The sequence below is a fragment of the Streptomyces sp. HUAS MG56 genome, from assembly GCF_058673395.1.
Map to the genome: position 1 here is coordinate 2,995,136 of NZ_CM178722.1, position 13,457 is coordinate 3,008,592.

A 13,457-nucleotide genomic window follows, 5' to 3' on the forward strand; every position below is an offset into this window, starting at 1 on the left:
CCAACTGATTTCATAGGAGAACGTTCCCTTGGCGGGGTACATAGAAGACCGCTGGCTCAAGAAGAAGCCCAACAAGGACACCGGTAAGCGGGAGCGAACTGCCCTGTGGGGCCAGGGCAAGCGCTATCGGGTGAAGGGCATCCCTGGCGTCCGGGACCGCTCGTTCGACACGAGCGAAGACGCGAAGCAGTGGCTCGCCAAGGCGCAGACCGACACCACACGTGGCGAATTCGTCGACCCCCGCGATGGGGCGATCCCCCTCGCCCAGTACATCGAGAAGCACTGGTGGCCGAGCCGATCGGACGAACCGTCGACCGCTGCCCCCATGCGCAGCAAGATCTGGAACCACATCATCCCGTTCCTGGGTACAACCGCGCTCCGGGACATCGACGCTGCCGTGCTGCGCACCTGGAAGGCCCAACTGCTGACACGGGTCGAGGCGTCCACGGCCCAGGTGATCTGGATCCACCTTTCCACGATCCTCGAAGCCGCCGTCGACGACGGCCGCCTGGTCAAGAACCCCTGCAAGGCCCGTCGGACTGTCAAGGCGCCCAAACCAGCGAAGAGGAAGGCCAAGGCATGGGCCAGGCGGACCGTGGAGGCCGTCCGGGCGGGCCTCCAGGAGCGATACCGCATCGCGGTGGACCTCGGTGTCGGCCTCGGCCTGCGCCAAGGCGAGGCGTTCGGCCTCGGGGAGGAGGATGTGGACTTCGATGCCGGTGTCGTACACGTCCGCCGACAGCTGCGGTGGGACTCCAAGGGAAGGCCGTACTTCTGCCTGCCCAAGGGCGGCAAGACGCGAGACGTTCCCCTCTCCCCTAACCTCGCCAAGCGTGTCCGGGACCATCTGCGCCGTTTTCCTTCGGTCGCCTGCACGCTCCCGTGGCGCAACCCTGAGCCGCCGACGACCGAGTTGGAAGCGCGACAGCGCAAACCGATCAGCGTCCAGTTGATCCTGATCACCTCGCAGGGCAATCGAATCAACTACTCGATGTGGAACAGGCTGAGCTGGCGGCCCGCACTCGCGACGGCCGGCGTACTGAAGAAGGTCGGCGAGAAGGTCAGGACGCACGGACGCCGCAGCCGTCGGTACCCCATCTACGAACTCTCCAGGGAGGACATGTTCCACGTCCTCCGGCATACGTACGCGAGCACCCAGCTTGAGGCCGGCGAGTCGATCGTGAGCGTGTCGGCGTGGCTCGGGCATGCCTCGCCGCAGACCACGCTGACGCACTACGCTCACTTCATGCCCGGGGCGGGCAAGCGGGGCCTCGCCGCCATGGACGAGTGGTTCGGTCAAGATCCGCAACCGAATGTCCCTGAGAAGTCCCTGGGCGCCCCGCCAGCCCGCAACAGGCCATGAAACCGCAGGTGGGAGCGGCAATCGCGCACACTGACAACGTGTACGCCGAGTACAAGGAGCCCCTGTACGCCGCTCCCCCGCTGCTGCAGCGCATGGTCGAGGCGGGCCGGCTGGGCCGGAAGACCGGCTCGGGGTTCTACACCTACGGCTGATTACTGCCTGCGACGCGCGTGGGCCCGGCACCGGGATGGGTGCCGGGCCCACGCGTTTCACACTCCGTGTGCGCACCGGGCACGCATATGCCCCTCGCGCACTCTCCCCTCACGCTCACCAGGCGAGTTCACTCTTCATGCGCATGCAATGGGATGCGGAACGGCATCTTCGACTACGCAAAGGAGTGGACCCGTGGCCACCGATCAAGAGCATCCCGTGGTCCAGGGAGAACTCGCAGAGTTACGTCGCCGCCTCGACGTGGCCTACGCACAGGTCGAGGGAGGACTGAACCTGCTCAGCCACCGCACGAAGGAGACGGCCAAGGAACTGGACGACCTGAACACCCGGCTCGCCTCACTGGAGCACGCCCGCTGGCCCCTGCCCTCGCTCGCCGCGCTCACCGCGCTGGGCGCCCTCGTCGTCACCGTCTGGCAGGCGCTGGCCCGCTAGCCGTCGGCGAGCCTGAGGTGGTGCAGCAGCAGTAACGCGGCCGCCATGTTGGCGGCCGGGACCTCCCCACGGGCGATCAGATCGGGGACGAGTTTGAGCGGCACCCACTCGCGCCGGTCGGACTCGAAGTCGTCCACGGGATGTCCGACGTACTCGCCCCGGTCGGACCAGTAGATGTGGTGCCGGGCGTCGGAGAGGCCGTTGGACGGCTCCACCGTCATGAGGTGGTGCAGGGGTCCCGGCCGCCAGCCGGTCTCCTCCTCCAGTTCTCTGGCGGCCGCTATGGCGATGTCCTCGCCGTCCTCGACGACACCCGCGGGCAGTTCCCAGCCCCAGCTGTCGGTGATGAAGCGGTGCCGCCACAGCAGCAGCACCTCGCCCGCCTCGTTGACGACCGTGGCCACGGCCACGGGCCGCAGCCGGATCAGGAAGTGGTCGAGATGCCGGCCGTCCGGCAGCTCGACGTCAGCGAGATTGACGCTGAACCAGCGATTTGCATACACAGTTTGTTCGTTCTGTTTCGTCCACTGCACGGTTCTGCCACCTTTCGATGAGTAAGTGGCAATATCGCAGCAGGGACGAGGTACCCACAGAGGGCGTGTGGAGGGCCTACAGCGGTACGCGCAGTGCCCCGTCGATGAGTTCGGCGGCCTCGGCGGTGCCGGCCGAGCCGCATCTCACCAGGTGCTCGCGTACCGCGCGCAGCCTGTCGCGCAGGCGCTGGGACTCCATTCCGCGCGCCTGCTCGGCCATCTGCACGGCGGTGGCGACCGCCTTGTCGGCCTGTCCCTGGCGCAGTTCGATCGTGCAGAGCATGGCGAGCCGGTGCACCCTTCCCCGGTCGTGGGCGGGATTGTCGACGGCCGCCACCGCGTGCTCGCGCGCGGCGGCGAGTTCACCGAGACTGAGGAGCGCCTCGGCCACCTGCACGTTGACCAGCCCCGGCTGCACATAGCCGGTCTCGTCGGGCTCGTACCCGCGCCGGATCCGGTCGGCGGCCGTCTCCGCGCGCCGGATGCACGCCAGGGCGCTGCCGGCGTCGCCGAGATGGGCGTACGCCTTGGCCTGCATCGCGTACAGGTCGGAGGCGAGCGCCGGGGTGATGTGCCGGCCGGCGGCCCGCAGCGCCGACTCCGCGAAGGCGACGGCCTGCCGGTACTCCCGCATGAACAGCGACTGGTTGACCAGCAGGGCTATCACATACGCCCCAAGTCCCCTGTCCCCGCTGGCCTTTGCGAGCCTGAGCGCCTGATGGAAGTACCGCTGGGCGAGACCGTGCGCGTCGGAGTCGTACGCGCAGATCCCGGTGACGGCCACCAGACCGCCCGTGGCCCGGTGCAGTTGGCGGCCCGTGGCGTCGGTGTAGCTGCCGCGCAGCAGCGGCGCCGCCTCGGCGTTGAGGAAGCCGACGATCCGGGTGCGGGTCGCGATGCCGCCCGCCTTGCGGTACATCTGCTCGTAGTGGCTCCGCGCGGCCCGCAGCATCTCGATGTCGGCCGTGGTCACCCGGTGCCGGCCGCCTCGGGAGACGTCGACGTCCTCGGGCGGGTTCTCCCACTCCCACACCGGCATGACCGCCGGGGTCCCGGTGACGGCGGGGGCGCCCAGCACATGGGGCCGCTGCTGTTCGTCCGAGCGCCACAGGGCGGTCGCCCGCTCCACGAAGCCGGACAGCGACCCGGCGTGCGGGGTACTCGGCTCGCCCGGCACCCCGAGGCCGATGTCGTCGAGGGTCACCGGGCGCTGGAGCCGCCCGGCCAGCACCTCGCAGATCAGGTCGGGCACCTGTCCGCGCGGCCGCTGCCCCTTCAACCAGCGCGCCACGGCGGTGTGTTCGTACCGGAGCACGAGGCCGCGTCTGCGGCCCGCCTGGTTGACGTGGGCGGCGAGCCCGGCGTGCGAGATCCCCGCCTCGTCCAGGATCGCGTCGAGCAGAGTGTTGGGCTGCATGGATGCCCCCCGAGTGGCCTGGTGCCATTCAGCGTAGTGTGTTCGGTTTCACACGGGGTGTGAACGGAACGCATGCATCCGCGCTGTACACGCGGTGTCGCTCAGCGTGGTCTACCGGTTGACTGGGGTCCCGGCCAAGCCACCGGCTCCCCCTCGAAAAGCGGCGGCTTGGCCGGGTCGACCGTCCCCGTGCGGGCAAGCGTGCCCCGCCTGCGGTCGTTCCGCAGGACCAGCAGGGCGATGTCGTCCGTCGGCCGCCCCGCCGTGTGGTGCAGGAGAGCCGTGAAGACCGAGCGCAGCACCGACTGAGGGGACACCGGGTGATCGTGCACGGCCTCCCGCAGCACGGTCGGCAGCGAGAAGAACCGCCCCCGGGCGTCCCGCGCCTCCTCCGCGCCGTCCGTGAAGAGGACGAGGGAGTCGTCCGGGAACAGGCGACCGCAGGAGTGCGATTCCAGTTCCGCCGGCAGCGGGAACAGGCCCAGCGGAGGCAGCGGGTCGACGCGCGTCAACTGGTCGACGTTCGTGCCGCTGACCCGGTACGGCCAGGGATGGCCGCAGTTCAGGGCGCGCACGTCGCCGTCCCGGCCGATCTCCAGCAGCAGGAGGGTGACGAACTCCTCCGCGACCGGGTGTCCGGCGCGGGCCCGCTCGCGCAGATGGCGGGCGAGGGCGCGGTCCAACCGGCGCAGCACACGGCCGAGTTCGGGCTCGTCGTGGGCCGCCTCGCGGAAGCTGCCGAGGACGGCGGCGACGGTGGCGAGGGCGGCCAGTCCGTGGCCTCGTACGTCGCCCATCACCACCCGCACCCCGTGCTCGGTGGCGACCGCCTCGTACAGATCCCCGCCGACACAGGCGCCCCGGTCGGCGGACAACTGGGCGGCGGCGACGTTCAGCCCGTCGAGGCGCGGGGGCGGCGGACGCAGTACGACACTCTGCGCCGCCCGCGCGACCCGGCGGGCCTGCCGCAGCTCCCGCAGCAGGGTGCGCCGGACATGGACGATGAGTCCGGTGCCGACGGCGAGGAAGACGGCGCTGGTGACGATGCGCGCACCGAGCCCGTCCTGCTGCGCGAGCGGGCAGCCGAACCGGTAGCCGACGGCCACACCGCCCCAGACCATGGGCAGTACGGCTCCCCGCGCGGTGGGTGCCCGTGCCTTCATACGGATCATGCCTCTGGATCCCCCATTAGTCCCTGACAAAGCAGACGGACCGACCCCGAAAGGCCGGTCCGATTCTGTCCAGGGCATGGTCCGGAAGGACCAGATCGCCGGCGATTCCCACCCGAATGAGTGAGTCTGCGCAGGCCAACCCGCATTTATGCAGGGGCGGAAGGGGCGCTAGCCCCGCAACACCGCCCCGGTGCGCTCACCCGCCAGGGCAACCGCCGCATCCCGCGCGGCGGACGCCTCGTCCACGGTCAACGTACGGTCCCCGGCCCGGAAGCGGAGCGCGTACGCCAGCGACTTCCTGCCGTCGCCGAGCTGCTCGGCGTTCTCGTACACGTCGAACAGCCGGATGGACTCCAGCAGTTCGCCCGCGCCCTCGCGCAGCGCCGCCTCGACCTCCGCGGCCGGGACCGGCAGGTCGACGACCAGGGCGACGTCCTGTGTGGCGACCGGGAACGTGGAGATGCCCGGCGCCTGCGGGACACCGTCGCCGGCCGCCTCCAGGGCGTCCAGGTTCAGCTCCATCGCGCAGGTGCGCTCCGGCAGCCCCAGCGCCTTCAGCACACGCGGGTGCAGTTCGCCCGCGTGGCCCACGACCTGCTCCGTACCGTCGACGACGATCACCAGCCGGGCGCAGCGGCCGGGGTGCCACGGGCCGTACTGGCCCTTGCGGACCGTCAGTTCGGCACCGGCCTCACGGGCGACGGCGCGCGCCGCCTCCACCGCGTCGGCCCAGTCGGCCGGACGGCCCTTGCCCCACCAGCCGGCCTGCTCACGCGCACCGGCGAGAACGGCGGCCACGTGCCGCGGCTGCTCGGGCAGCGCGGCGTTCAGCGCGGCGATCTCCTCGTCGGTCGGCCGCCGGTCGACGGGCAGATGGAAGGCGGCCCTCTGCTCCTCGCGCGGGTGGAAGACCAGACCGGTCTCGAACAGGGCGAGGTCGTGGCTGCCCCGGCCGGCGTTGCGGCGCAGCGCGCCGAGCAGGCCCGGCAGCAGCGTCGTACGGAGCGCGGGCTCCTCGTCGCTCAGCGGGTTGACCAGCCTGACGACGCGGCGGGCCGGGTCGTCGGAGTCCAGGCCGAGCTGGTCGAAGACCTGCTCGCCGACGAACGGGTAGTTCGGCGCCTCGACGTAGCCCGCGCCGGCCAGCGCGCGGCCGGCCCGGCGGTGCAGTCGCTGCCGGTGGGTCAGACCACGCTGCGAGGGGAGCTTGGGGAGCGTGGAGGGCAGGTTCTCGTAGCCCTCCAGGCGGATGACCTCTTCGGCCAGGTCGTTCGGGTCGACCAGGTCGGGCCGCCAGGACGGGACGGTGACGATCAGCTCGTCCTGCCCGTACACGTCGCAGCCGACCTGCTGGAGGCGGCGTACGACGCTCTCGCGGCCGTAGTCGACGCCCGCGACCTTGTCGGGGTGGTTCGCCGGGACGGTGATGGTGTGCGGGGCCGAAGGCGCGATGATCTCGGTGACACCGGCCTCCGCCGTGCCGCCCGCGAGCAGGACCAGCAGGTCCACCGTGCGCTGCGCGGCGGCCGCGGCGGCCTGCGGGTCGACGCCGCGCTCGAAGCGGCGGGACGCCTCGGACAGCAGCTTCTGGCGGCGGGACGTACGGGCGATCGCGACGGCGTCGAAGTGGGCCGCCTCGATGACCACGTCGGTGGTGCCGTTGACGCCGTCCTCGGTAACCTCGTGGTCGGCGATCTCCGTGTTGGCGCCGCCCATGACACCGGCGAGGCCGATCGGGCCGCGGTCGTCGGTGATGACCAGGTCCTCGGCGTGCAGCGTGCGCTCGACGCCGTCGAGGGTGACGAGCTTCTCGCCCTCCTGGGCCCGGCGCACGCCGATGGTGCCCTGGACCAGGGACCGGTCGTAGGCGTGCAGCGGCTGGCCCAGCTCCATCATCACGTAGTTCGTGATGTCGACGGCGAGCGAGATCGGGCGCATGCCGACCTTCTGCAGCCGGCGCTGGAGCCAGATCGGGGAGCGGGCCTCGGGGCGCAGGCCGGTGACCGTGCGCGCGGTGAAGCGGTCGCAGCCGAACGGGTCGGTGACCTGGACCGGGTAGCCGTAGGCGTTCGGGGCCGGCACGTCGATCAGGGCCGGGTCGCGCAGCGGCAGGCCGTAGGCGATGGCGGCCTCGCGGGCGACGCCGCGGATGGACAGGCAGTCGCCGCGGTTGGCGGTGACGGCGATGTCCAGGACCTCGTCGACCAGCTCCAGCAGCTCGATGGCGTCCTTGCCGACCTCGGTCTCGGGCGGCAGCACGATGATGCCGTGGGTGCCGTCGTCGCCCATGCCCAGCTCGTCGGTGGAGCAGATCATGCCGTGGGACGTCTTGCCGTACGTCTTGCGGGCGGCGATGGAGAAGCCGCCGGGCAGGGTGGCGCCGGGCAGGACCACGACGACCTTGTCGCCGACCGCGAAGTTGCGGGCGCCGCAGACGATCTCCTGGGGCTCACCCGTGCCGTTGGCCTGGCCGACGTCGACGGTGCAGAAGCGGATCGGCTTCTTGAAGCCCTCCAGCTCCTCGATCGTCAGCACCTGGCCGACCACCAGCGGGCCCTTGAGGTCGGCGCCGAGCTGCTCGACGGTCTCGACCTCCAGGCCGGCCGAGACGAGCTTCTCCTGGACGTCGCGGCCGGATTCCGTCGCCGGCAGGTCGACGTACTCCCGCAGCCAAGAAAGCGGGACCCGCATCAGATCTCCATCCCGAACGGCCGGGTGAACCGGACGTCACCCTCGACCATGTCTCGCATGTCCTCGACGTTGTGGCGGAACATCAGCATCCGCTCGATGCCGAACCCGAAGGCGAAGCCGCTGTACTTCTCCGGGTCGACGCCGCAGGCGGTGAGCACCCGCGGGTTGACCATGCCGCAGCCGCCGAGCTCGATCCAGCCCTCGCTGGAGCAGGTGCGGCAGGGCCGGTCGGGGTTGCCGACGGACTCGCCCTTGCAGACGTAGCAGAGCATGTCCATCTCGGCGCTCGGCTCGGTGAAGGGGAAGAAGTTCGGCCGCAGCCGGGTCTTCATGCCCTCGCCGAACAGGGACTGGACCATGTGGTCCAGGGTCCCCTTGAGGTCGGCCATGGTCAGGCCCTCGTCCACGGCGAGCAGCTCGACCTGGTGGAAGACGGGCGTGTGCGTGGCGTCCAGCTCGTCGGTGCGGTAGACGCGGCCGGGACAGATCACGTAGACCGGCAGCTCGCGCTCCAGCAGGGAGCGGATCTGCACGGGCGAGGTGTGGGTGCGCAGGACGACGCCGGATTCGGTGCCGCCGTTTCGGCCCTGCACGAAGAACGTGTCCGCCTCGCCGCGGGCCGGGTGGTCCGGGCCGATGTTGAGGGCGTCGAAGTTGAACCACTCGGCCTCGACCTGCGGGCCCTCGGCGACCTCGTAGCCCATGGCCACGAAGATGTCCTCGATGCGCTCGGACAGCGTGGTCAGCGGGTGCCGGGCGCCGGCCGGGACGCGGTCGTACGGCAGCGTGACGTCGACCGACTCCTCCACGAGGACGCGGGTGTCGCGCTCGGCCTCCAGCTCGCTCTGGCGGCTCGCGAGGGCCTTGTTGACGGCGCCGCGGGCCATGCCCACGCGCTTGCCGGCCTCGGCCTTGGCGTGCGGGGGCAGGGCGCCGATCTCGCGGTTGGCGAGGGCCAGCGGGGAGGCCGGGCCGGTGTGGGCGACCTTTGCCTCGTGGAGCGCGTCGAGGGAGTCCGCGGCGGCGAAGGCGGCGAGCGCCTCGTCCCGCATGCGCTCGATCTCTTCCGGTTTCAACGCCTCGACCTCTACAGGGTCGTACGACTTATTCGGTGCCGACATCTCTTCCCGTGCTTCCGATTGGCTGGCGGATGGTCCCCGAGACCGTTGGTGGGCCGTGTGAAGGACACAAAGGTGCCAAAGGCCGAGTCTAACGGGGTGGAGGGGGACGAAGAGCCCGTGGGCCGTCAGGCGAGATACGCCGGGGCAGCCACGGGCAACGTAAATCGGAACTCGGCGCCACCGACGGAGGCGCGGCCGACCGTGATGGTGCCGCCGTGGGCCTCGACGATGCCCTTGACGATGTACAGCCCAAGACCCGTGCCGCCGCGCTTGCTGCCCCGCCAGAAGCGGGTGAAGACGCGGTTCATGGATGCCTCCGGGATGCCGGGACCTTCGTCGCTCACCGTGACCGACGTGCCGGTTTCCTCGCCGTCGCGCGGGGATGCGCAGGGCGTGACGTCAATGGTGACGGTTCCCTCGCCGTGCCGCACCGCATTTTCGATCAGGTTGCTCAGCACCTGGTCGACCTTGTCGGGGTCGGCCCACAGGGCGGGCAGCGGCTGTTCGATGCGGAGCAGGAAGCGGTCGGCGGGCTGGCCGGCGGCGACGTAGGCCTGGATGTGCCGGGAGACGGCGGCCCCGATGTCGACGGGCTGCCGGCGCACCTCCAGGCGCCCGCTGTCGATCCGCGAGATGTCCAGCAGCTCGGCGATGAGGCGGGTGACCCGGTCGGCGTCGGCGTCGACGGTCTCCAGCATCAGCCGCTTCTGGTCGTCGGTGAAGCGTTCCCACTTGGCGAGGAGGGTGGCCGTGAAGCCCTTCACGGAGGTCAGCGGGGAGCGCAGCTCGTGGGCGACGGTCGCTATCAGCTCGGCGTGGCTGCGCTCGGTGCGGCGGCGGGCCTCGGTGTCGCGCAGCGAGACGAGAACGCGGCGGACGGGCCCGAGGGGCTCGGCGCGGATGTAGCGGGCGGAGACGAGCACCTCCCGCCCGCCGGGCAGCAGCAGATTCCGCTCCGGCTGCCGCACCCGGATGGCCAGCCCGCCGTACGGGTCGGTGAGCTGCCACCACCGGCGCCCCTCCAGGTCCTCCAACGGCAGCGCCTTCTCCAGGGGCTGCCCGAGGGCGTCGGCGGCGCGTACGGCGGTGATCCGGCTGGCGGCGGTGTTGAAGCAGACCACGCGCCCGCGCTCATCGGCGATGACGAGGCCGTCGGGGAGCTGGTCGGGGTCGAGGCCCGCGGGATCGCCGCACCGGGACACGGCTGCCCGCCGCCCGTCCTGCCCCTCCGGTCCCCCCGGCGCGGTGCTCGTGCCGGCCACACTCATCCCCGTACCCCACCTCTCAGACGGCGCAGGGCCCCGAGTTCGTCACCCTACTAGCTCTCGGTGACGGAGCGGCACCCTCCGGAGGCGCGCTGTGCACGGGCCGACGCGTAGAGACATACGGCGGCGGCGGTGGCGAGGTTCAGGCTCTCGGCCTTTCCGTGGATGGGGACGCGGACGACGGCGTCGGCGAGGGCGCGGGTCTCCTCGGGCAGCCCCCAGGCCTCGTTCCCGAACACCCAGGCGGTCGGCCCGCCCATGGTCCCCTTGTCCAGCTCCTCGTCGAGGTCGCGGTCCCCGGCGCCGTCGGCGGCGAGGATGCGCACACCGGCGCCCGTCAGCCCGCGCACGGCCTGCTCGACGGGCACGCCGACGGCGACGGGCAGATGGAAGTGGGAGCCCACGGAGGCGCGTACGGCCTTGGGGTTGTACAGGTCGACGGAGGCGTCGGTGAGGATCACGGCCTCGGCCCCGGCGGCGTCGGCACAGCGCAGCACGGTCCCCGCGTTCCCCGGATCCCGCACATGGGCGAGCACGGCGACCAGCTTCGGCCGGGCGGCGAGGATGTCCTCGAACGGCGTGTCCAGGAAGCGGCACACGCCGACCAGCCCCTGCGGGGTCACGGTGGTGGAGATGTCGGCGATGACGTCCTCGGAGGCGAGGTGCACCCGGGCGCCCACGGTCCGCGCGGCACCGATGATGTCGGCGTACCGCTCCGCGGCCTCGACGGTGGCGAACAGCTCGACGAGGGTCGGCTCACCCCCGGCCCGGTGCCCGGCCGCCTCCCTGACGGCCTGCGGCCCCTCCGCGAGAAACAGCCGGTCCTTCCCCCGAAAATTCCGCTTCGCCAACCGCCGGGCGGCGCTCACACGGGCGGACCGGGGGGAAATCAGCTCGGGGGTCGGCATTCCGTCCTTCACCTTCAGAAAGTCTCACTCTGGGGCGCCGCCGGGCTGCAGCATGCCCAGGGGCGCGGGGAACTGCGCGACAAGCCCCCACCGGCCCGCAGCCGAACGAACCACACGCGGACCCCAACAACAGGACCCGCAAGCTGAAAAGCTTGCGGGTCCTACAGTCACGTCGGCCTAAAGCCTGCGCAGCGTCAGGCGGCCTTGGGCGCGTTGACGTCCGACGGCAGCGCCTTCTGCGCGACCTCGACGAGCGCCGCGAAGGCGTTCGCGTCGTTCACGGCCAGCTCGGCCAGGATCTTGCGGTCGACCTCGACGTTCGCGGCCTTCAGACCCTGGATGAAGCGGTTGTAGGTCATGCCGTTGGCGCGGACAGCGGCGTTGATGCGCTGGATCCACAGCTGACGGAAGTCGCCCTTGCGCTTCTTGCGGTCGTTGTAGTTGTAGACCAGCGAGTGGGTGACCTGCTCCTTGGCCTTGCGGTACAGGCGCGAACGCTGACCGCGGTAGCCGGAGGCCTGCTCGAGGATCGCCCGGCGCTTCTTGTGGGCGTTGACTGCCCGCTTGACGCGTGCCACTTGTTAACTCCTTGTAGCGGGGTCGTGGTGGTACTCACACGACCCGGAAACGACTGGGTCCCGGTCCTGACGTGCGGCGCTCAGTGGTGGCGAGCGCCGGTCACGTCACTTGCCGAGAAGCTTCTTGATCTTCGCGGTGTCGCCCGGGGCCATCTCGGCGTTGCCGGTGAGGCGACGCGTGACGCGGGAGGACTTGTGCTCAAGCAGGTGGCGCTTGCCGGCGCGCTCGCGCAGCACCTTGCCGGAGCCGGTGATCTTGAAGCGCTTGCTGGCACCGCTGTGCGACTTGTTCTTCGGCATAGCGCCGTTATCTCCTCGTCGGTGGCGCTCCGGTGCCCGGTCGCGAAACCGGGCACGGTGGAGCGTCGCTCTTCTCTGGGTTACATCCACTGGGGACTGCCGTCCCCCGGGATCACGCCTCGGCGGGCTCCTCGGAAGGTGCCTCAGCCTCGGCAGGGTTCTGCGACTTACCGGGGTTCGCCTTCGCCTCGGCCTTGCGGGCTTCCTGCGCCTGCCGGGCCTCGGCCATGGCCTCGGTCTTCTTCTTGTGCGGACCGAGGACCATGATCATGTTGCGGCCGTCCTGCTTCGGGTTCGACTCGACGAAACCGAGGTCCTGGACGTCCTCCGCGAGGCGCTGCAGCAGTCGGTAGCCCAGCTCGGGCCGGGACTGCTCGCGACCACGGAACATGATCGTGATCTTGACCTTGTCGCCCTGCTTGAGGAACCGGACGACGTGACCCTTCTTGGTGTCATAGTCGTGCGGGTCGATCTTCGGCCGGAGCTTCATCTCCTTGATGACCGTGTGCGCCTGGTTCTTGCGCGCCTCACGGGCCTTCATGGCCGACTCGTACTTGAACTTCCCGTAGTCCATGAGCTTGCACACGGGCGGACGGGCGTTCGCCGCGACCTCGACCAGGTCCAGGTCGTACTCCTGCGCAAGCTCCAGTGCCTTAGCAAGCGGGACAATGCCCACCTGCTCGCCACTGGGACCGACAAGTCGCACCTCGGGAACGCGAATCCGGTCGTTGATGCGGGGCTCGGCGCTGATGGATCCTCCTCGGTAGCACCACACGGTTGTCTGGCGGACAGCCGCGTATGTCTCTTTTCGTTAGACCTAACCGCGCCGAAGCAAAGAAAATGCCCCGGACGATCACAGGCGGGGCTCCACAACACAACCGGAGCACCGCCGCGATGCCGCGGGGCGCGATTCGGGCGACTCCATCGTCCGTACGGAACGATGGTGGCCGCCTGACCGGATGACCCGCCGTCCCGGAGGACGGTCAGGTGGGAGTTCGGAGCCTCCACTTGTGGGCCGGGAACTCTGCCATGGGGCAGGGCACGTCCGGCCGGTCGTCCACCAGGTTAGCAGGATCGCTTGACAAGGCCTAATCGGGAGCCCGTCATCCCGATGATCCCCGTGCTCACGGACCGCTTATCGTGTGGGGCATGAGTGAGACCCCTCCTGAGAACCCCGACTTCGACGCGATGACCCGGGACATCGCCGAGGTCCCCGCCGTCGAGGTGATCGTGACGGTCGCCGTCAACCTGATGAGCGCCGCCGCCGTGAAGCTCGGGCTGAGCGAGGAGGGCGAGAAGTACAAGGACCTGGACGAGGCCCGCAAGCTGATCACCGGTCTCGCCGGCCTGCTGGACGCGAGCGCGACCGAGATCAGCTCCTTCCACGCGGCCCCGCTGCGCGACGGCCTGAAGTCGCTCCAACTGGCCTTCCGCGAAGCCTCGGTCGTCCCGGACGAGCCGGGCCAGGGCCCGGGCGAGAAGTACACCGGCCCGGTCTACGGCTGA

At 70.3% G+C, this 13,457-nt stretch carries 13 protein-coding genes and 1 pseudogene; 4 read left to right on the forward strand and 10 right to left on the reverse strand.

Annotation, left to right across the window (positions count from 1 at the left end; genetic code table 11):
• Positions 1-28 precede the first annotated feature (28 nt).
• The 3 genes and pseudogenes from AC4OXY_RS14275 to AC4OXY_RS14285 all read left to right on the forward strand — a co-directional run bounded on the left by AC4OXY_RS14275 (position 29) and on the right by AC4OXY_RS14285 (position 1,966).
• The gene (locus AC4OXY_RS14275) at positions 29-1,363 is read left to right on the forward strand and encodes a tyrosine-type recombinase/integrase (RefSeq protein WP_362616927.1); all 1,335 of its coding nucleotides are present in this window, start codon (positions 29-31) and stop codon (positions 1,361-1,363) included.
• A 32-nt stretch (positions 1,364-1,395) separates the two neighbouring features.
• Positions 1,396-1,515: pseudogene (locus AC4OXY_RS14280) on the forward strand (3-hydroxyacyl-CoA dehydrogenase family protein); the annotation flags it as partial.
• Positions 1,516-1,708: 193 nt separating this feature from the next.
• A complete protein-coding gene (locus tag AC4OXY_RS14285) occupies positions 1,709-1,966 on the forward strand; it encodes a hypothetical protein (protein WP_356022165.1) in 258 nt (85 codons plus the stop codon).
• On the opposite strand, the gene AC4OXY_RS14290 is transcribed toward AC4OXY_RS14285, so the two are convergent.
• The 10 genes from AC4OXY_RS14290 to infC form a co-directional block, all read right to left on the reverse strand.
• On the reverse strand, positions 1,963-2,499 hold the full coding sequence (locus AC4OXY_RS14290; RefSeq protein WP_079173747.1) for an NUDIX hydrolase: 537 nt from the start codon (positions 2,497-2,499) through the stop codon (positions 1,963-1,965). The genes AC4OXY_RS14285 and AC4OXY_RS14290 overlap by 4 nt on opposite strands.
• Positions 2,500-2,575: 76 nt before the next feature.
• Positions 2,576-3,916: an NsdA family TPR-like regulatory protein gene (locus AC4OXY_RS14295; protein ID WP_356022168.1), complete on the reverse strand. Its 1,341-nt coding sequence runs from the start codon at positions 3,914-3,916 to the stop codon at positions 2,576-2,578.
• Between the two features lie 101 nt (positions 3,917-4,017).
• On the reverse strand, positions 4,018-5,088 hold the full coding sequence (locus tag AC4OXY_RS14300; RefSeq protein WP_356022170.1) for a PP2C family protein-serine/threonine phosphatase: 1,071 nt from the start codon (positions 5,086-5,088) through the stop codon (positions 4,018-4,020).
• 168 nt (positions 5,089-5,256) lie between these two features.
• Positions 5,257-7,779, reverse strand: coding sequence for a phenylalanine--tRNA ligase subunit beta (gene pheT / locus AC4OXY_RS14305; protein WP_402068767.1), 2,523 nt, complete (start codon positions 7,777-7,779; stop codon positions 5,257-5,259).
• Positions 7,779-8,900 carry a phenylalanine--tRNA ligase subunit alpha gene (gene pheS / locus AC4OXY_RS14310; protein ID WP_356022174.1) on the reverse strand — a complete coding sequence of 374 codons (1,122 nt, stop codon included), beginning with the start codon at positions 8,898-8,900 and terminating at the stop codon, positions 7,779-7,781. The genes pheT and pheS overlap by 1 nt, the downstream gene beginning before the upstream one ends.
• A gap of 125 nt (positions 8,901-9,025) precedes the next feature.
• Positions 9,026-10,168 carry a sensor histidine kinase gene (locus AC4OXY_RS14315; protein WP_356022176.1) on the reverse strand — a complete coding sequence of 381 codons (1,143 nt, stop codon included), beginning with the start codon at positions 10,166-10,168 and terminating at the stop codon, positions 9,026-9,028.
• Between the two features lie 50 nt (positions 10,169-10,218).
• Positions 10,219-11,073 (reverse strand): TrmH family RNA methyltransferase, encoded by an 855-nt coding sequence (locus tag AC4OXY_RS14320; RefSeq protein WP_356022179.1) that lies wholly within the window; start codon positions 11,071-11,073, stop codon positions 10,219-10,221.
• A 194-nt stretch (positions 11,074-11,267) separates the two neighbouring features.
• Entirely contained in the window at positions 11,268-11,651 is a 384-nt protein-coding gene (gene rplT / locus AC4OXY_RS14325; protein ID WP_071377579.1) for a 50S ribosomal protein L20, read from the reverse strand.
• Between the two features lie 105 nt (positions 11,652-11,756).
• Positions 11,757-11,951 carry a 50S ribosomal protein L35 gene (gene rpmI / locus AC4OXY_RS14330; RefSeq protein ID WP_071377580.1) on the reverse strand — a complete coding sequence of 65 codons (195 nt, stop codon included), beginning with the start codon at positions 11,949-11,951 and terminating at the stop codon, positions 11,757-11,759.
• Between the two features lie 112 nt (positions 11,952-12,063).
• Positions 12,064-12,726, reverse strand: a complete 663-nt coding sequence (infC, locus tag AC4OXY_RS14335) for a translation initiation factor IF-3 (protein ID WP_030654735.1) — start codon at positions 12,724-12,726, stop codon at positions 12,064-12,066.
• A 374-nt stretch (positions 12,727-13,100) separates the two neighbouring features.
• Here infC and AC4OXY_RS14340 point away from each other — a divergent pair, with 374 nt between their 5' ends.
• Positions 13,101-13,457 carry a DUF1844 domain-containing protein gene (locus AC4OXY_RS14340; RefSeq protein ID WP_071377581.1) on the forward strand — a complete coding sequence of 119 codons (357 nt, stop codon included), beginning with the start codon at positions 13,101-13,103 and terminating at the stop codon, positions 13,455-13,457.